Origin of the sequence: Rhodococcus sp. SG20037 (assembly GCF_031763325.1) — a bacterium.
Classification (GTDB): domain Bacteria; phylum Actinomycetota; class Actinomycetes; order Mycobacteriales; family Mycobacteriaceae; genus Rhodococcus_F; species Rhodococcus_F qingshengii.
In genome coordinates this window covers 743,278-762,096 of sequence record NZ_CP134497.1, presented here as the reverse complement: position 1 = coordinate 762,096, position 18,819 = coordinate 743,278, and the positions used below count along the sequence as shown (strand labels likewise).

Annotated in this window: 14 protein-coding genes; 5 read left to right on the top strand and 9 right to left on the bottom strand. The window is 61.8% G+C overall.

Annotated elements, in window-relative coordinates; translation table 11 throughout:
• Window positions 1–260: 260 nt before the first annotated feature.
• Window positions 261–908 carry a FadR/GntR family transcriptional regulator gene (locus tag RHP72_RS03520; protein WP_070161950.1) on the bottom strand — a complete coding sequence of 216 codons (648 nt, stop codon included), beginning with the start codon at window positions 906–908 and terminating at the stop codon, window positions 261–263.
• 99 nt (window positions 909–1,007) lie between these two features.
• On the opposite strand from RHP72_RS03520, the gene RHP72_RS03515 reads away from it, so the two are divergent.
• Together RHP72_RS03515 and RHP72_RS03510 are read left to right on the top strand one after the other, a co-directional pair.
• Window positions 1,008–2,348, top strand: coding sequence for an SLC13 family permease (locus RHP72_RS03515; RefSeq protein WP_311094327.1), 1,341 nt, complete (start codon window positions 1,008–1,010; stop codon window positions 2,346–2,348).
• A 28-nt stretch (window positions 2,349–2,376) separates the two neighbouring features.
• Entirely contained in the window at window positions 2,377–3,786 is a 1,410-nt protein-coding gene (locus tag RHP72_RS03510) for an acyl-CoA synthetase (protein WP_311094325.1), read from the top strand.
• Between the two features lie 73 nt (window positions 3,787–3,859).
• Here the strand turns inward: RHP72_RS03510 and RHP72_RS03505 are convergent, their stop codons facing one another.
• Window positions 3,860–5,161, bottom strand: a complete 1,302-nt coding sequence (locus tag RHP72_RS03505) for a hypothetical protein (RefSeq protein WP_042451975.1) — start codon at window positions 5,159–5,161, stop codon at window positions 3,860–3,862.
• A 181-nt stretch (window positions 5,162–5,342) separates the two neighbouring features.
• Here RHP72_RS03505 and RHP72_RS03500 point away from each other — a divergent pair, with 181 nt between their 5' ends.
• Genes RHP72_RS03500 through RHP72_RS03490 form a run of 3 tightly spaced genes read left to right on the top strand, consistent with a single transcriptional unit; the run spans window position 5,343 to window position 11,406 of the window.
• Window positions 5,343–6,644 (top strand): hypothetical protein, encoded by a 1,302-nt coding sequence (locus RHP72_RS03500; RefSeq protein ID WP_311094323.1) that lies wholly within the window; start codon window positions 5,343–5,345, stop codon window positions 6,642–6,644.
• Window positions 6,641–8,677: a hypothetical protein gene (locus tag RHP72_RS03495; RefSeq protein WP_311094322.1), complete on the top strand. Its 2,037-nt coding sequence runs from the start codon at window positions 6,641–6,643 to the stop codon at window positions 8,675–8,677. The genes RHP72_RS03500 and RHP72_RS03495 overlap by 4 nt, the downstream gene beginning before the upstream one ends.
• Window positions 8,665–11,406, top strand: a complete 2,742-nt coding sequence (locus RHP72_RS03490) for a DEAD/DEAH box helicase (protein ID WP_311094321.1) — start codon at window positions 8,665–8,667, stop codon at window positions 11,404–11,406. Before RHP72_RS03495 ends, RHP72_RS03490 begins: the two co-directional genes overlap by 13 nt.
• An 11-nt stretch (window positions 11,407–11,417) precedes the next feature.
• On the opposite strand, the gene RHP72_RS03485 is transcribed toward RHP72_RS03490, so the two are convergent.
• The 7 genes from RHP72_RS03485 to dacB form a co-directional block, all read right to left on the bottom strand.
• Window positions 11,418–11,774 (bottom strand): hypothetical protein, encoded by a 357-nt coding sequence (locus tag RHP72_RS03485; protein WP_230587424.1) that lies wholly within the window; start codon window positions 11,772–11,774, stop codon window positions 11,418–11,420.
• The gene (locus RHP72_RS03480; RefSeq protein WP_311094320.1) at window positions 11,771–14,221 is read right to left on the bottom strand and encodes an AAA family ATPase; all 2,451 of its coding nucleotides are present in this window, start codon (window positions 14,219–14,221) and stop codon (window positions 11,771–11,773) included. The genes RHP72_RS03485 and RHP72_RS03480 overlap by 4 nt, the downstream gene beginning before the upstream one ends.
• A gap of 89 nt (window positions 14,222–14,310) precedes the next feature.
• Window positions 14,311–14,688, bottom strand: a complete 378-nt coding sequence (locus RHP72_RS03475; RefSeq protein ID WP_030534814.1) for a PH domain-containing protein — start codon at window positions 14,686–14,688, stop codon at window positions 14,311–14,313.
• Window positions 14,689–14,787: 99 nt separating this feature from the next.
• Window positions 14,788–15,342 carry a hypoxanthine phosphoribosyltransferase gene (gene hpt / locus RHP72_RS03470; protein ID WP_020906068.1) on the bottom strand — a complete coding sequence of 185 codons (555 nt, stop codon included), beginning with the start codon at window positions 15,340–15,342 and terminating at the stop codon, window positions 14,788–14,790.
• Window positions 15,343–15,345: 3 nt separating this feature from the next.
• Window positions 15,346–16,323 (bottom strand): tRNA lysidine(34) synthetase TilS, encoded by a 978-nt coding sequence (gene tilS / locus RHP72_RS03465; RefSeq protein ID WP_007727016.1) that lies wholly within the window; start codon window positions 16,321–16,323, stop codon window positions 15,346–15,348.
• Complete coding sequence (locus RHP72_RS03460) at window positions 16,324–17,397, bottom strand: zinc-dependent metalloprotease (RefSeq protein ID WP_047269664.1); 1,074 nt, start codon at window positions 17,395–17,397, stop codon at window positions 16,324–16,326.
• Window positions 17,397–18,806: a D-alanyl-D-alanine carboxypeptidase/D-alanyl-D-alanine-endopeptidase gene (gene dacB, locus RHP72_RS03455; RefSeq protein ID WP_311094319.1), complete on the bottom strand. Its 1,410-nt coding sequence runs from the start codon at window positions 18,804–18,806 to the stop codon at window positions 17,397–17,399. The genes RHP72_RS03460 and dacB overlap by 1 nt, the downstream gene beginning before the upstream one ends.
• Window positions 18,807–18,819 lie beyond the last annotated feature (13 nt).

The window sequence follows — 18,819 nt, the reverse complement described above, 5'->3', positions numbered from 1 at the left end:
GGCCGATGTGGCCGGTCCTTTCGAGAGTGCGGGTCTGCCAGGTCGCCTTCCGGCTGCCAACCGGACACCTGCAGGTTACCGCGATCGGCCCCATCGATGCCCGCCAGCGGCCGTGCCGCTTGGTTGGAACGGTCGTCACTGTGTTCAACGTGCGCATTGCCGATCAGGTTCCCGGGCTACGTCGCAGCACAGTTTCCTGTGAGCGAACATGCTCATAGTGGTTATCGTGCGTTTTTCCGACGCTTGTCCGTCGTTATTCGTCAGGCCGTGTCGGAGAGGATTCCCGCAACAGCGTCAGCGGCGCCCGATTGGTCACCGTCGATGATGCGGTGAGCGAGATGATCGAGTCGCGCAGACAGTCGAGCCGAGGATTCGGGCACGTCCGCCTGCTGGGCGATGGTCTCGTCGAGGTCAGCCAGTAAGCCACCTCCGGCCAGGTGCCTGACGCAGCGCCATGTCTCGGCGAAGTTTCTCGCGGTCCCGTCGTCGGTCAACATCGCGACCCGAAGCGCAGCGTTGGGATTCGACGCCGCCGCCCGAGCCAGGCCGGCCATGATCGCCTCCCTGGCGGCAGTCAGTTCGTCGACGGTTCGGTCCTGTAGCCGCACTCCCGAGTCCGCAGAGCGGCCCGCGTCGGGCGTCGGAGCTTCACGAATCACTGCACCGTTACCGTGCTGAATTTCGACTCTGCCCCGAATCTCGAGGGCCACGAGCGCTTGAGCCAGCGACGCGCGACTCACGCCGAGTTCGGCAGCCAGGCTGCGTTCGGGAGGAAGCCGATCGCCGGGCGAAAGGCCTTGAGCCTCGATGAAATTCGAAATGTGCTCGGCCAACTGCTCGTACAGGCGCGGACGCTTCAATCGTCCGGGCAGGCCCGAGCGCGAGCCGGGCGATGACGTCGAATTCATGCCTCGGAGTGTACTTGACAAATGGAGCAGTGGCAGAGAGGCTAGGCCAATTCCAAGTGATGCAGACCACAAGCTGGTCGCGAACGGATTGAGAGTTCGATGGCAAATGTCATAGCCCTGTCAGTACTTGTCCTGGTGTTCGTCATATCCACCGTGAGGTCGGTGAACATGGGTGCGCTCGCCCTGGTGGCTGCCTTCGTCGTCGGAACACTGGTCTTCACCGTCGATACCAGCGAGATCCTCGACGGCTTCCCGGCCAGCCTCTTCGTCATCCTGGTCGGCGTCACCTACCTGTTCGCGCTGGCCAGAAACAACGGCACGGTCGACTGGATCATTCACGCGGCAGTCCGCGCGGTCAGAGGACGAGTGGCCCTCGTGCCGTGGGCGATGTTCGCGGTGTGCGCAGCCGTGACCGCCATGGGCGCGGTCAGTCCCGCTGCCGTCGCCATCATCGCGCCCGTGGCAATGGGCTTCGCCACCCGCTACCGGATCCACCCCATGCTGATGGGCTTCATGGTCGTCCAGGGCGCAACGGCGGGCAGCTTCTCCCCTATCGGAATCTTCGGTGTGATCACCAACGACGTCATGCGTCAGAACGGCCTCCCGTCGAGCCCGGCCTTGCTGTTCGTCTCGACCTTCGCGGCCGCGGCCGTTGTTGCTGCCATCGCGTACGTCTCGTTCGGCGGACGCGCGTTGATTGCGCGCGGCGCCTCCGAACGCGTGCTCGTCAACGCAGCCGGCAATGCGTCTGGCGGTGGCGACACCATCACCGGTTCGGGTTCCGGCGACAGCTCGAAGGGTGGCGGCAAGTCCTCGGGTGGGGCCGCTCCGCACGAGGTAGCGCTCAATCTCGAGCGGCGACTCACCCTGCTCGGACTGGCGTCGCTTGCACTCGGCGCCTTGGTGTTCGACCTCGACGTCGGATTCACCGCACTGACCGTCGCGGTACTTCTCACCCTGATCTTCCCGGCCTCCGCCCGCGGCGCCGTCGACAAGATCAGCTGGGGCACCGTGCTCCTCATCGGCGGAATCGTCACGTACGTCGCTCTTCTGCAGAACCAGAACACCGTCCAGTGGCTCGGGGATTCTGTTGCACACGTGGGGATTCCACTTCTCGCAGCCTTCTTGATCTGCCTGATCGGCGCGATCGTGTCGGCGTTTGCATCCACCACGGGAATCCTCGGCGCACTCATCCCTTTGGCAATTCCATTCCTCATGACCGGTCAGGTCAATGCAACCGGTCTGGTCATCGCGCTGGCAATCTCCTCGTCTCTGGTCGATTGCAGTCCGTTCTCGACCAACGGCGCGCTGGTGGTCGCGAACGCCGCTCCGGAAGAACGCGACGTGGTGTTCGGGCTGACGATGCGGTGGGGCATGACCATCATGGTGGTGACGCCGATCCTCGCCTGGCTGCTGTTCGTTGTTCCCTGGTCCGTCTGAATCTTCGCTCAAAGAAAGGGAACTCGCGATGAACAGCGAATCCACACTTCTGCGCTCCCTCGACCCCCGCATCTTCGACGATCACGGAGCGGCGGTCAGTTTCGGCGAAGGCGCAACCCTCTCTCGCGCCGACTTGTTTGCCGCCGCCACCGCGGTCGCCGATCGAATCCACGGTGCACAGCGAGTGGCAGTACAAGCCGCCGCCGGCCTCGAGACAGTGGTCGCCGTCGCCGGCGCACTGATCGCCGGTGTTGCCGTGGTCCCGATCCCGCCGGACTCCGGCCCGCTCGAACGTCAGCACATCATCGCCGATTCCCAGGCCGAACTGATACTCGGAGACGGACCGTCGGATTCGAGTATCCCGTTGATTCCCATCGATATTCACGCGCGATCTGCGACGTCCTATCCCGAACCGAGCGCGGCAGCTACCGCACTGATCATGTACACCTCGGGAACCACCGGAGCTCCGAAAGGCGTTGTCCTCTCGCGAGCATCGATCGCTGCGGATCTCGACGCGCTCGCTCATGTGTGGAATTGGACGCCAGAGGACACACTCGTCCACGGACTGCCCCTCTTCCACGTCCACGGGTTGATTCTCGGCGTGTTGGGCGCCTTGCGCGTGGGTTCGCCGCTGATTCATACCTTCAGACCAACTCCGGATTCGTATGCCGCAGCGGGTGGCTCGTTGTACTTCGGTGTTCCGACCGTCTGGTCACGCGTGTGCGGTGAGCCCTCGGCGGCAGCAGCATTGCGATCCGCGCGCTTGCTCGTGTCCGGAAGTGCACCACTTCCGGTTCCATTGTTCGAGCGGATGAAATCGCTGACCGGGTTGGCTCCCGTCGAGCGCTACGGAATGAGTGAAACCCTCATCACCGTCAGCACGACGCACGACGGCGAACGTCGCCCGGGTTGGGTCGGGCACGCCGTTCCGGGAGTCAGGACGAGGTTGCGCGGCGAGAACGGCGAATTGTCGGCGCACGACGGAGAGCAGCTTGGGCAACTGGAAGTTGCGGGCGCCGTTCTCTTCGACGAGTACCTCGGGAACCCCTCGAAGACAGCGGAATCCATGACCGAAGACGGCTGGTTCCGCACCGGCGACGTCGCGGTGATCGACGACAGCGGATTCCACCGCATCGTAGGTCGCGAGTCGGTCGACATGATCAAGTCCGGTGGATACCGCATCGGTGCCGGCGAGGTGGAACAGGCACTTCTGGCATACCCCGGCGTTCGCGAGGCCGCCGTCGTCGGTGTGCCGGACGACGACCTCGGCCAGCGCATAGTCGCATTCATCGTCGGGGACGTAGCCGACTGCGCTGTGGTTTCGGACTTCGTCGCCGAATCACTGTCGATCCACAAGCGCCCACGCCAGGTTTGTCTGGTGGACAGCTTGCCCCGCAACGCTATGGGCAAAGTCCAGAAGAAGCTGCTGACGCTCTGAGGCTGGACCTGTAGCAGCCACCGACGAACCCAGTGGCTGCTACGTGCTCATTTGCGGTGCGAGTCAGCTCGGACTAGGCGGCCAGGGCGGGAAAGACGACAACCGATCCATCACGCCGTCTTGCGATCTCGATCGCCACGTCGGATTCGTTGTCCGACATTGCGACCCCATCTCCCAACTCCCGCAACAGGTATGCGGTCCGCAGCATCTTGTCGACTTCACTCGACTTGAACACAAAATCACGAACACCGTGGGATCGGTCAAGCCTCAGCTCGGAAAGTCCCATGAGCAGTGACGCGATGCCCGACTCCAACTTCGCGACACGCTGCTGATCGCTCTTCAACGCGCGAGTGAAGCTCTCGAAAGGGTTGGCTTCGTCCATCTGAGCGTGCTCCACAGCTTGAAGGACGATCACACGCTTCTTGAGCGCGATAGCGAGTGCGGCAAGCTCGAGGTGGGCGCGGAACTCGCCACCGTCCTCGTCGATTCCGGTGAACGCTTTTCGCAGAGTATCGAGCTCGACGCGACCGGTCTTCAATGCGTCGAGTCCCTGCTGCCATTTCTTCAGTCGCCCTTCGGCATCCGCCATACCGACACTGATCGCGTGTACGGCGGAGTCCAGTCCAACTGACGCGCCGATGCGTCCCTGATCGAGCAGAATCGCAGTCGCAGTGTCGATCGCGCCCCGACATCCGTTCAGGGAGTTACGTTCCTTTTGCAACGCGTCATCGTGGAGCTTCTCGAGTAACTTGGTGATGTTCTCGATTGCGAGTTCACGCTTGTGGTCGGCGTGGGCGCTGACACCAACCGCGACTGCCATCAACACCAGGGGAGCCGCGACTGTCAGTGCACCCGCACTGGCTGCTGCAAGACCTGCCGTCGCGGCGGACCCGCCAGCGGCACCAACCGCGGCTGCCTGTCCTGCAACAGGCACGAACGAGGCCTGCGCAGCAATCCCCGAAGATCCGATAAGCGCACTGTGCACGCCACCCGCCGCCGCCTTGGACGTCATCGGTTTCACCAGCCCACTGCCAACTTGCGCGGCGACTTTTGCCGGGACAACCATGCGGTACAACGTCTCGCCACTCGCGACCGCTGAACTCGACGAAGCTTTGGATGTCTGGCTGATCAGCTGCGACAGATGGGTAGCCAGTGGACTCGCACTATCCAGGGAGATCCCTCGATCGAGGTCGATCGACTTCGGAAGCGGATGCGCCTCGAGTGTTGCGATCGGGGTCTCGGCCAACACCGCCAGGACTGTCCGCAACTCCGCCAGTCGGTCGGGCGTCATGGTTCCCTCGTCCGGAATAGCGGGCACCTCCGCCTGCTTTGTAGCAAGCGTCCACACCGGAATTACATTGTCATTGTCGACCACATCGAGCCTTCCTCGGTTACGTCGCGCTCACGCTATCCGGTCACTCAGATATTTGGATGCGTACACGGTATGCGGCTGGGATGGACCAGTGCCGCCAACGTTCCCCCACGCCAAGACTGCAGTGCTGGTACAACCATCTCGTGGACACACTGCTCGCACCAACATGTCATGAGGTGTGCTCATGACCTCAGCGCTCACGGGCTTCACGGTCCCCCAGTTCTCAGAGTTCGATCCGCCGGTCGCAGGAGAAGGGAGCCTGGACCCAATGGGTCTCGGCGCCATTTCGGAAAAGTTGTCTGACAAACTGGTTCCCGACTTCCGCGCGCGAATGACTCGGTTTCGCCTGATGACAGCCATGGCCGTCGGCAGTATCGTCTGTGACGATTTCGAATCCACACGTGCCGCAGACGGCGTGACAACACCCCAAATCGCATTCGAATGGATAGTTCTGGAGGCGTTTGCGCGAAGTTCTAAAAGTGCACTGCGTGGCGTCCCCGGGATGCAGAAAGCACGGGCGGTGGTCGGGCGCCGAGATCGCCTGTCTGCGAACTCGTACCTCAAAGGTCCGTCGGTGTTCGGTTTTCACGGCGTGTACAAGCCGCTCGCGAAAACGCTCGACATCGTTACTTCGAGCTTGACGGCGGGGTCGCAGCAAACAGCATTGGTGTCGATGTGGGAACGCGAAGCCAACCTTCCTGGCTTCGTCGATGAGACCGCAGGAACGGACGGTGGCGAACTACGTCGCGACCTGCGCAACGCCCTACGTCGAAGCTTCGAGTCATCTCGCTGCGATGTTGCTCCTACTGGTAGGACAGTCGGCACACTTGCGCAGGCATTAGATCCCGACGGCCCGGGAGCAGGTGAACGCAGCTTACTCCGGGGCCTGTCCGAAGAACGCCACCCGCTACGCAGTGAACTCGCGCGCTTGCTGGAACCTTCACTCGACGACGAAACCCTGACGGAAAGCGATGTGATTTCGGAGATTGTTCGCGCTTCGTCGCCCGCACTTCGCGAGACGATCAACGCCGTCATCGCATACGAGAACTTTGCGCGCTACCTCGACACTTGCTTCCGTACGGTGTGCCACGTTTCGTATTCGCTGGGCACGACGCCATTGAAAGCCGACGCGTTGAAGCACGATCCGACCTTCGTCCGCGCAGCAGGAAATCTCCCGGCTCTCCACAAGCGCGCGTTCGAGACGCTCTCCGCGACAACGGGCACAGTTGAATTCGATGCGCGTTTCACCGGTTTCGCCGACGAACACACACCCGCCGATCTGGCCCAACTGGTTCTGAATCATCATGGCGCGATACAAGCGTCGAAGCCGCCACTGGGCAAGCGGCCATGGTTCGAGCCGTACAAGAACGGCTGGTTGGTGCGGCCCGGACACGAGGAACGAACCCGGCCATCGCTCGACGGACCATTCATTCATCCCATCCGAATAAACGCATTGCGTCGATTCTTACGAGATACCGCCGTATGACCACAAAAATGCTCGACCACTGGTCCGCGCCGGCAGGCAGCGGATCTGCAGTGGCATGTCTGGCAACAACATTCACATTCGACCCTCAGTTCTTCACGGATGATTGCCTTAGCAGATTTCTTGCGCTATCTGCGGTAACCGGCGAGGGGGACAAGATCAGCTCGATTGCCGCAACCTTCGAAGAGGAGCTTCGACTTAGTGAAACCGCGGCCATCTCAGTCCTGGTCGATCGAGGCACTCGCACCGACAGACGCAATCTTCGATGGGACCTGATACCGGTTTCGACGGGCAATGGCCTACTACATGCCAAAGTCGTAATACTCATATGGGAACGCCATGCGCGCATCGTCGTCGGCTCGGCAAACCTCACCCCTGCGGGCTACCGAGAAAAGATCGAGGCGGCGCTTGCATTCGACATCACCCAAGGCTGCCAGATACCACGCCCAGTCCTTCTCGGCATAGTGAGCGAACTGCGCAGCTACCTTGAATTGTTGCCTGGTGCAGCTAGTTCGACGACGGATCGGGCAACGGACACGCTCAACCGCATCACCAGCCGCATCGAGCAACATTCCCCTGCCTTGCCGACAGAAACCGCAGTGCACCTCGCGGTCGCGCCTTCAGCTCCCGGTTCTTCCCCACTCGACGGTTACAAGGCTGTGTGGCGAACATCGAAGAAACCACTGCGGGCATCCGTACTGTCACCCTTCTGGGATGCCGCAACGAGCACGACGGCATTGACCTCGGTTCGATCGCTACTCACCGGCCAGCCGAAGACTGCGCGAAGCGTGACCGCTGTCGTCGGCCTTGATCGTGTGGGTGCGGTAATGGCACCGGTTGAGCTCGCCTCACAAGTGGATCGAGTGCGAGCACTGGCGCCACTCGATGCCGAGCAACGCACCTTGCATGCCAAGGCACTTGTGTTGGAGAACGACGAGTGGGTCGCGGCACTCATAGGATCATCGAACGCAACCACGGCCGGTTGGGGGCTCGCAACGACCCATGGCCACCGAGAACTCAATGTGTGGGTCGGCGCCCCGCGTACGTCGCCCACAGGTCGAGCTTTGCGCGCACTGGTCAGTACACAGAAATCCGTCGACTTGAATGCCATCGAAACGGTGAACACTGATGACGACGACAGCAAGCTTCCTTCACTTCCGCTCTTCTTCTCTTGGTGCACAATCGAACTGACGTCGAATTCCGCACAGTTGGCGCTTTCGTTCGATCGAACGGAGCAAGAGCCGGACTCGTGGTCTGTGCACGCACTTGGCCTCGAGTGCGCTGTGGACCAAGAGTTGTGGCGGAAGCAATTGCAACCTGAACAACTTTTTGTGACGGTAGACAGGACCGCAGTACCTTCATTCCTCGACGTCGGTTGGACGGCTGACGGAACCCCGGTATCAGCCCAATGGGTAGCGAACGTCGACGACACGAGCAAGCTGCCGATTCCCGCAGAACTTGAGGACCTTCCTGTGCAACTCTTACTGGACGCCCTCGGATCGACCCGTCCGCTCCCAGCTGCGGTGGAGCATGAACTCCGGCGAATCGAAGCTCGAAAGCTGGCGGGTACGGATGCAACCGACGCCCTACGCCGATTCGATTCGAGCGGTCTACTGCTGCATCGCACACGCGCGCGGTCTGCAGCCCTCTGGGCGTTGCGTGAGCGACTCGGCACACGTGCTGCTTCGCTCGAGGTATTGCGAAATCGCCTGTTCGGTGTGGTCGGGCCAGTCGAGATCGGTAGGCTCCTCGTACTTGACCAGACAGCTCTCGATGGGGGTTCGTCGGGCACAGGGACCGCAGCACCCGCCGAGACTCATTTCCTTCTCGCTGAGATCGCACTGACGGTCGGGACCGTCGACTGGAAATGCGCTCTCCAATCTTTGGATCGCGCTGTCGCACAGAGTGTTCTCGCCGAGGCACTTTCGAAGATCGAGGACAGACAACGATCCCTGAATTCCGATGAATTGGAGAGTGACATGCTCGAATACGTTGCCGACGCATTCAAGGAGGCACGGCGCTCATGTGGACTTTGAGCCCGGACATCGACCTCTCGAACGACAACCTCCCCACAGCAGACTCGACGCGCCAGCAGAAAACCGCTGAGGAGATTCTTCGTAGATTCGCGAATCAGCCGGGTCTGGTACTTGCCGACGAAGTCGGCATGGGGAAAACATTTGTGGCACTGGCAGTCGCAGCATCGGTCGTTCGAGCAACCGGCCACCGGCATCCGGTCGTGGTGATGGTGCCACCATCCGTCGCCGAGAAATGGCCTCGAGAGTGGAATGTCTTCGCCGAAAAGTGCTTGCCGGACGCGTCGGACATTCGTGTCTCGGGAGCCATTCGACACGGAATCGAGTTCTTGAAGCTTCTCGATGATCCACCAGAACGCCGACGTCACATCATCTTTCTGACGCACGGAGCCTTGACAAGAACGACAAATGATCCGTTCGTCCGACTCGCACTACTTCGACGTGCGGGCCGCAGAAGAGCTGAATTACAGAGGCGACGGCCGGCGATCGCTCGGCATGCATCATTCCTCCTCTCAGACAAACGCTTCCGCGACGAAGCCCTTGTTACGCGCCTTCTCGAAACGCCCGAGAGCAACTGGATGGACTTGTGGAACAAGCACTCGGGGGCTGCACCATTGGATGACGACCCGGTTCCCGCCGCGTTTGTCGATGCCATCGACAATGACATCCTCGAACCACTCCGCGATGCACTCACACTGCTACCAATGAAGCAATCGATCAATTTCGACGATCGGTTGTCCGGAGCCAAGAAAGCTTTGACGACGGCGATGCGCGGCGCTTGGGCTGACGGGCTTCGCCAACTCGATGTCACCCTCCCATTGCTCGTGTTGGACGAAGCCCATCACGTCAAGAACGACAACGCCACATCCGGTTTGTTCGCGAACGAAGAGGCCCAAGGAGATGCCGAAGCACTCCGGGGCCCACTCGGCGGAATGTTCGAGCGCATGTTGTTCCTGACTGCAACCCCGTTCCAGCTCGGAAATCACGAATTACTCAGTGTACTAAGGCGGTTCGACGGTATTCGATGGCCGAACCCCATCGACCGCGTCGCGTTCGAAGACTCGATCAGCGAACTCGGTGATGCATTGGACACTGCGCGATCAGCCGCCCAACGGTTCGAGCAGCGTTGGACAGCCATTGACCCCGTACAGGATTCCAGTTTGAAATCGCTTTCGAGCTTCGACAATGCCGACATCGAGAGTTTGAGTCGTTCGGCCCGTGCCGCTGTAACAAGCGGGATCGATGCGCGTAAGGCCAAAGACTGCGCCGCAGAGGCATTGCGCCCGTGGGTCATCCGCCATCTGAAGTCCAACGACACCGAACGTCGTCGCTATCGTGCCGGTGCGGCGGTCCTCGACAGTAGGGCCGGCGATCTCGGGTTGCCGATCGACGGCGCCGCGGCTTTGCCGTTCCTGCTTGCAGGTCGCGCAGATGCTGTCGCACGGTTGTCTGGCGACTCGACAGGCTCCACCCGATCGCTCTTCTCTTACGGGATAGCATCATCGTTCGAGGCCTATCGCAGAACTCGATCAAATGGGGCGGCAGATATCGACGATGTCGAGGGCGCAAAGCGCACCGCGCCCACGACAGGCCCCGTCAAGTGGTATCTGGATCGTATCGAACAACAACTCCCCGACAATCCAGAGAGCCTCGCGCGCCATCCGAAAATTGCTGCCACAGTGGAGCTTACACTCCGTTTATGGGACGAGGGCCACAAGGTCCTGATCTTCTGTTTCTACCGAGAAACCGGGCGCGCACTTCGGTTGCACATCGCACGAGCACTACAGAAGCGCATAACCGAGCGAGCAGCGGGCGCACTGTTCGTCGATGCCACTGATCCGACAGCAGTCGGCGAAGCCGTCAATCGATTGCGCAATCGCCTGTTACGTAGCGATTCCTCTGGAAACAAACGCATTCGAGATACTGTCGAGGAATGGGCCGACCTTCTCGATAAAGAATCTCGATACCAACTCGGCGAAGTAGTCGTGAGATTTCTTCGCACGGATTCCTTCCTCGTTCGGTTCACGCCCATTTCCCCTTCGATGACCGTCGAAGAACTGATGAAGGGACTCGAAACAGCTCCTCCGGGTGGCATTCCACTACGAAAGCGTATCGAGTCATTTGCCGAGTTTCTTTCCAAGAGAACCCCGGAGGACCGCGAACGCATTCTGAATATTCTGCTGACAACGCGAACCGGCGACATCACAGTCGACGAATCCGCGGACGACGAAATCGATCCAGCAGAGCACTCACCCCTTCACACCACGGTTGCACCCAATGTGCGGCTCGCGAATGGTGAAGTAGCTCAAAAGACTCGACAAAGGCTCATGGCGTCATTCAACTCCCCGTTCTTCCCCGATGTGCTCATCGCCAGTTCCGTGATGTCTGAGGGTGTGGATTTGCACGTTGCCTGCCGACATGTCATTCACCACGACTTGGACTGGAACCCCGCGACGCTCGAACAACGAACGGGTCGCCTGGATCGACTCGGCTCGGCCGCGCAACTGGCGGGCGAACCTTTGATCGTGTACGAGCCATACCTCGGCGGCACCCACGATGAACGTATGTATCGAGTGGTCAAAGATCGAGATCGTTGGTTCGGCGTCGTCATGGGAGATACGCGTACTGCGGACAATGCAGAAACGGGTGGTGTGGAAACTAGGGTGCCTCTTCCGTTGTCACTGGTACGTGAACTCACAATGGACTTGGCAGTCACGGAGTCATCCCACTGACGCACACATACTCAGCCGCTCTCCAACAGGACGGCAACAACTCCACACAAATGCCGCACCTCGGCGACGGTCGGCGCAAGTTCATACGCATGGTGATGACAGACATTGCTCAATCTGTTCCACGCCACTGCTGCGGCGTCGGCACGTGCCGGTGTGTCGAGGGAACGCAGTATCACCAATCGCGAGCGCATGCTTGCTTGCGGCGCTTCGGCATTCAGCGCGATACACCGTTCGGCTACCAGTTCCTCCAATGCCTGCCTGGCCAGAAAAGCAGCCAACCGTGCCGAACTTCCAGCAGCACCGACACTTCCATCGAGCAGTAGCTCCGCATTTCGCAGCACAACAGCCGGCGGCATCTGTGTTGTCATTCCGCGAGGATCCCGTCGATCGTCTTCCTGAGGTCATTCACTTCGCTCCTCGTGATCGACATGTCGGCCCCGACATGCGAGCCGGCGTTGGCAATGTTGAGCGTCGCTTTGCGCCCTTCTCGCAGAATTTGCCACTGCGACAAAGGCTTCTCGGCATCGCCGTACACCGCGAGCGCGATCTTGGCCCGCGTCTTTTTCACCGACGTCCACCGGTTCTCGGTATCGACCCGACTCTCGCCCGCCTTGTGCTGCTTCGCGTAATACACCTGCTGCGCCGCGGATTCCAAGGCCAACCGGAACAAACCTGGTGCCACTCGGCGCTTGACCTCGTCGGGAACGTTCTCGTCGAGCACCAGCGCGCGGACGTCGTCCACATAGCGGGTCGCCTGGTTCAGTGTCTCTGCGACACAGACCTGCGATCCGGTCTCACGTGCAACCTCGACCAGTCGCGCATTCACCGCAAGTTGCCGTATCGCAGTGGCCAATCGGTCGTCGTGGGAGAACACGATGACCTGCCGTGTCTCCGACAGCTTCGACAAAACTCGGATGAACCCGTCGATCTTGGCCGGGTCCATCGCCTGAATCGGATCATCGAGAACGATGAAGCGGAACGGACTGTTCGGTGTGGTCGCACGTGGAATGAACAGTGCAAGCGCCAGAGCGTGCAACTCCCCCTGACTCATCACCGCCAATGCTTCGGTCGGCACTCCGTCCACCGACCCTTTCAGCACCGCCCTGCGTCGAGTATTGCTGCCTTCCAGGCTGATCGACCCGATGTCGACGTTGCTTTCCTGCCTGAGCTCCGACCAAATCTCGCGCGCCTGCTCCGCGATCGGCTCGAGTCTCTGATTCCGCAGTTCTGCCGCATGGGCGGCTACCCACCTCTTCGCCGCATCCAGGGCTTTGACGGTGTCATCACTCAATCGTGCGTCACGCTCGAGGTTGACCCACGTCATCAAACGACCCGCGATCGGAGCCCATGTGTCTTCCTGCTCGGCGATTGCGACCGCCGCCTCTTCGCGCACGGCGTTCGCAGCGTCGATCACCGCAGGCAAGGTCTTCTCGATGTGCTCGGCGAGCTCGGTTACCCCGGTCGGCGCACCTTGGGCAGCGGCCACTGAGTCTCGGTACCGGATCAACGACTCCAATTCCGGACCCTCGACCGTTTCCAGACGCACCAGCTCGTTCAGCAATTCCTTTGCTGCCCGACATGCGTTGTCAAGATCGCGTCGAGACTTCCGATACTTCCCCAGCTTGCTGTTCTGTTCCGCGAGGCGCGTTCGGGATTGCGTAGCCCAGGCGTCGTCGAGCACCCCCGCCGCACATACCGGGCACTCGATTGTGCCTGTCTCACTGTGCAATTGAATGGCTCTATCGAGGATATCGCTGCGCTGTTCCACTACCGACAAAGCATCGCCAGCGTGCTCGACGGTGTCGGCGACCGCAACCCGAAGATCGGCGACAACCATGTCGATCGCCGGCTTCTGTGGGACCGCCAGATTCGCGCACCTGCGCAGACCAGACAGGGTGGACGCAACAGCCGAACCAGAGCCTGTGGCGAGCGCAAGCACCTCGTCGAGATCGTGAGTCCGCTTCTTCAACTGAGTGACGGCGGTTTGTGCACGCTCGTCTGCTGATTCGGCGACAATTTCCTTGAGTTGACGCAGCTCCTCATTCGCGCACTGACGCGCAGTCTTGGCAGACTTCAGCGCGGCGGTGAGCCGTTTCTCGGCGTCCGCGATCTCGTCCAGTCCCAATAGCTTTGCAAGTGCGTCGTACAGCGTGGACGGGCTGTCCTCGACCAGCCCTCCGATCTCGTCGTAAGACAAGATCGGCCGATGCAGCTCGACGGCGGACTTCCATCCGAGTTCATCGGTACCGACAGTGCGCTTCTGTTTGCCCGTCTGGGTCCACGCTTCGTTGTCGTGCAACGTGGCACCGATCGGCCAGTCGACGGCGACGACGGTCGGTTCGGAACCCTCGACGGTCAGCCCAACGCGCACCTCGCATGGATCCGGGCTGTGCAGGTTTCGCCAGCTGTCAGCCCATAATTTCGCCTTGTTTTTCCACCGGTAGCTCGAGCTGGTAACTGCAAATTCAAGAGCTTCCGCAAAACTCGACTTACCCGACCCGTTGCGTCCACTGACGATCGTGATGCCAGGCGCAGGATGCAGATCGAGAACGGCTTTCGGTCCGATGCCGCGGAAGCCGGCGACCGAGATAGATGTAAGGAATGCTCCAACTGGTTCTTCTGCTGGGCCGCTGGCGGTTTCGGGTCGGGTTCTGAGCTGCTCCGTACCGCCAATCTGCTTGCTGAGCGCATCATCACCCTCGAGTGCTGCAAGAACGAGATACTTCGCTGCATCAGGCAGATTCGTGTCTTCGTCGATCGCGTCCCAGACGACCTCGTCGAGCGATCTTTCTGCATCTCTGTTGGCAGTTGTCACCAAAACTCCCTCGCCTCGTCGATCCCAACCGACCCAACGGTTTCATATGGGACCGACAGTACGTCTTGGCGAGGGAGCTCAGCTGCACATCAGGACACGACAAAATGCGACAGGATCGCCTGGACTTCGTAGATGTCGACCTGCTTGGTGAACTGTTTCTGGATCGGTGTCGCGTTCCCCGAGATCCATATCTTCAGCTCGGCGTCGAGATCGAAGGTTCCGGCTGTCTCGACCGCGAAGTGGGTGATCGACCGGTACGGCACACTGTGGTACTCGATCTTGCGACCCGTCAGCCCCTGCTTGTCGACCATCAAGAGTCGCCGATTCGTGAACAGAAATGCGTCGCGAACCAACTGATACGCCGCATGAACCTGCTCCCCGTGTCCGAGCAGACGCGCGTATTCGTGGTGCGCCGCAGCGGGATCGATCTTTCCAGCGTTACCGATCAACCCGTCCATGAGACCCATCAGGCCCGATACCTCCGTGCTCGTCCAAGCTGCCTCCACGGTCGAAGGCGACAGCGACGCTATCGGTGGACGAGTCAGTGGTGTTACCGGCGAGCAGGCTCAGCCGCCGTAGACCTCGGGGTCCAGGGTGCCGATGTACGGCAGATCGCGGTACCGCTCGGCGTAGTCGAGGCCGTAACCGACGACGAACTCGTTGGGGATGTCGAAGCCCACGTCGCGGACATCGACGTCGATCTTGACCGCGTCGGGCTTGCGGAGCAATGTGACGACCTCGAGCGAAGCGGGATTACGTGTCTTGAGGTTGCGCATCAGCCACGACAGCGTGAGACCGGAGTCGATGATGTCTTCGACGATCAGCACGTGGCGACCGGCGATGTCCTTGTCGAGGTCCTTGAGGATGCGGACGACGCCCGAAGACGAGGTCGAGGATCCGTAGGAGCTCACGGCCATGAATTCCATCTGCGACGGGATCGGCAGGGCGCGGGCGAAGTCGGTCATGAAGAAGACCGCTCCCTTGAGGACGCCGATCAGCAGGAGATCCCCTTCGGGGGCGCCTGTCGGGTAACGCTTGGCGATGTCCTCAGCCAGTTCCGCCGTTCGTGCACGGATCTGTTCTTCGGAGATCAGTACCGATGCGATGTCGCCCTCGTACACGCGTCAAACCCTTCGTCGGTCTTCGAATCCGAGGATCAGCCTGCCACGTCGCCGGGCCGCCACCAACCTCGCCTCCGGTGTTCCGCCCCCGATCGCGACGCCGCCTTGCCCCCGCCAGTCGGTCACCAGGGCGTCGACTGCGCGTAACTGTTTGTCCGTCAATGCTTTTGCGCCGCCCTGCAGCAGCCAGGCCCGCAGAGCGCGTCGGCGGATTGCGGTGGGCGCTTCGGCAAGTGTGTCCACTTCCACTTCCCCGTCGACGACAACCCGTAGGAGTAGGGCCTCGGCGTACTCGTCGAGCGCCTCACCGTCCTCACGCAACTGCGTCGCGGTTCGGGCCAATGCTTCGGGAACTCCCCCGCCGAGAATTTCTTCGAGCAGCGGCAACGCCTCGTGCCGCAGACGTACGCGAGTGAACTCGGGATTGTTGTTGTGCGGGTCCTCCCACGGCGTGATTCCCAGGTCGACGCAGGCCGCCCTGGTCACCGATCGCCGGAGGCCGAGGAGCGGCCGTCCCCAGGGAGCGTCGAATGCAGCCATACCTTGAATCGATCGCCCACCGGACCCGCGCGAGAGTCCGAGAAGCACGGTCTCGGCCTGATCGTCGAGCGTGTGTCCGAGCAGAACCGGGAGGTCAGCCCTCGCGTCGCGTAGGGCGTTATACCGAGCCTCACGCGCAGCGGCTTCGAGACTCCCACCATCGGCTACGTCGACTGTCAGCACCGTCGCGGTCCGGCAACCCAGCGCCAGCGCCTGGTCTGCGGCCGAGCGCGCGACGGCATCCGAACCATCTTGTAGGCGATGGTCCACGATCAACGCGTCGACCGAATCGGTTTCCGCCACCGCTGCTGCTGTCAGGGCCAACGAATCGGCTCCCCCGGACAGGGCGACGACCACACGGCGTCGTGGCTCGAATGCGAGCGTCCACGCCCGCACGGCCTGTCGCAGCGCCAGTAGGGCAGGCGTCTCAGGCAGCAGCATCTAGCCGAGAACGCGCTTTACCCACGCGTCGGGATTGTCGATCTCGTCGAGCAACGGCAAGGTCTCGGGCCCGGTCCAGATGGTGTTGAACTGCTCCATGCCGACCTTGAGAACCACCGCGTCGACGAAGGCCTTGCCGCGCACGTACTGCGCCATCTTGGCGTCCATGCCGAGAAGCATCTTGATGATCCGCTGCACGGGGTTGGACTTGCGCTGCCGACGCTTGTCGAAGGCCGCGCGGATAGTTGCCACCGACGGCACCACGGCGGGGCCGACGGCGTCCATCACATGGTCTGCATGCCCTTCGAGGAGGGTGCCGAGTACAAGCATCCGATCCAGCGCGTCACGCTGAGGCTCCGCCTGCGAGGCGCGCAGCAGCCCGATGATGCCGCCCGCCGTCGCACCGTCACTGGAGTCGGGTTCCTTCCGCGAGCGCAGCTCTGCAGCAAGGCGCCCGACAACGTCGGTCATCGACTCGTCCACCGTCGCACCAAGCGTTTCGACGGATTCCTTCATGTACTCCGCGAGCCACGGCGAGGACGAGAACTGGACCCGGTGCGTGACCTCGTGCAGGCAGACCCACAACCGGAAGTCACTCGGGTTCAGCCGAAGGGACCGTTCGACGGAGACGATGTTCGGTGTGACCAGAAGCAGGGTGCCGTGCTCGCCGGTGAACGGGTCGTACTGCCCGAGGATCGCCGAAGACAGGTACGCCAGCATGGCGCCGGCCTGCAGGCCCGCCGGCTTTCCGACGATGAGATTGCCACTGCCGTCAGGGTCGGCGCCGGTGAGATGTGCCATCGACCGCGAGGCCGCCGTGATCCACCCGGCCCGGTCAAGCACGTCAGCGGCCGGGACCGGTAGACCGTCGGCCAAACCGGTCACTTCACGAACCGGCAGTTCTGCACGCTCGGACGCTTCGGCGAGTTCTGCGGTTGCCGTCTCGGCCGTGTAGCGAGACATCGCGGGGCCACCGCGCGCCAGCTTTATCCCGGCTTTGGCGGCAAGACTCCAGTCGACGGCACCACCGAGCGGAGCCGAGGCTTCATCATCTTGTGGAGTCTTTTCGGCCACTATTGGCACCCGCAATTCCTCAACGCTCCGGCAATCGCGTCCAGGGCAGGACGGCTCACTTCTGGCGGCCGGTCATTGGACATCAGTGCGAAGGTGAGCACTCGCCCGTTCTGATCGACCACGAACCCTGACAACGCGCTGGCCGTCGAGAGAGTTCCCGTCTTGGCCCGCACCCAACCCGCACCGGTTCGGTTTCCGGACGCGTAGCGGTCGGACAAACTTCCTGTTCCGCCGGCCACCGGAAGGTAGTCCAGCAGCGGACGCAGTTTCGGATCACCGTCACCGGCCGCAGCCGTCATGACGCGATCGAGTACCTGAGCAGGAATGAGATCGTCGACGGACAGCCCGCTGGAATCGTGCAACGAAACTCCGGTGTAATCGAACCCGGCCGCCTGCAGGGTCTTGCCGGTCGCGTCGACTGCTCCGGTGAACGAGGCTTCGATTCCGGAGGCAATCGCGACCTCACGCCCGATGGTCTCGGCGAGCACGTTGTCGGAATGTTCCATCATCTGCAGCAACCGGTCGCTCAGCGGTGCCGACTGCACGGTCGCGATCGGCTTGGCACCGGCAGGCGCGGCGCCGAGACTCACGTTGGCGGGATCGACACCGAGCGCCTGAGCGAGAACCTTGCCCGCGTCCAACGCGGGAGTTTCCGAACGCGGTGACTCGTCTTGAGTGCCGTCGTACCGACCGCCTTCGATCATCACCGATTCGATCGGGGTGATGTAGCCCGCCGCGATGTCCGCGGTAAACCAGCCGGTGGCCATGTTGTCGCCCTTGAACAAGCTCGAATCCACCACGACGCTGTTCACCGGCGTACCGGCAGCCTTGATCTGGTCGACGAGATCCGCGATGTGCGCTGCGTTGGCGTAGTACCCGCTCTGCCCCTTCGGCGTCGCCGTCAGCGTCGGGTCACCGCCGCCGACCAGAACGACCTGCCCGGGGCTCGCTCCGGGAACCACCGTCGTGGACAGCCGGTGGTCGAGCGGCAACTTCAGCAGTGCCGCCGATGCGGTCAGCACCTTTGTCGTGGACGCGGGCGTCATCGGCGTCGACGGGTCCGTGCTCCAGAGAATGTTTCCGGTGAGCGCATCAGCGACTACTCCGGTGAACTTCCCCAGATCCGGGTTGGCCACGGCCGGGCCGATCGCCGCTGCGATTCCCGCCGCGCTCGGGATCGGTGCGTCCGTCGGGACGGGCACCACCTGAGGTGACGGCGTCACGAGCGCAGGCTGCGGCGACGTAGTCACGGTCGCGCTGCCCGCGGTGTCGTCCGACGTACCGAGTTTCACGACGACAACTCCGGCGACGGCCAGTACAACCACTGCACCGACCGCCAGAAGGATGCGGAAGTTACGCCGTCGACTCTCTTCCAACGAGCCGATCTTCTTCTTTCCTTGGCCCGCCAACGCCCCTCCGTCT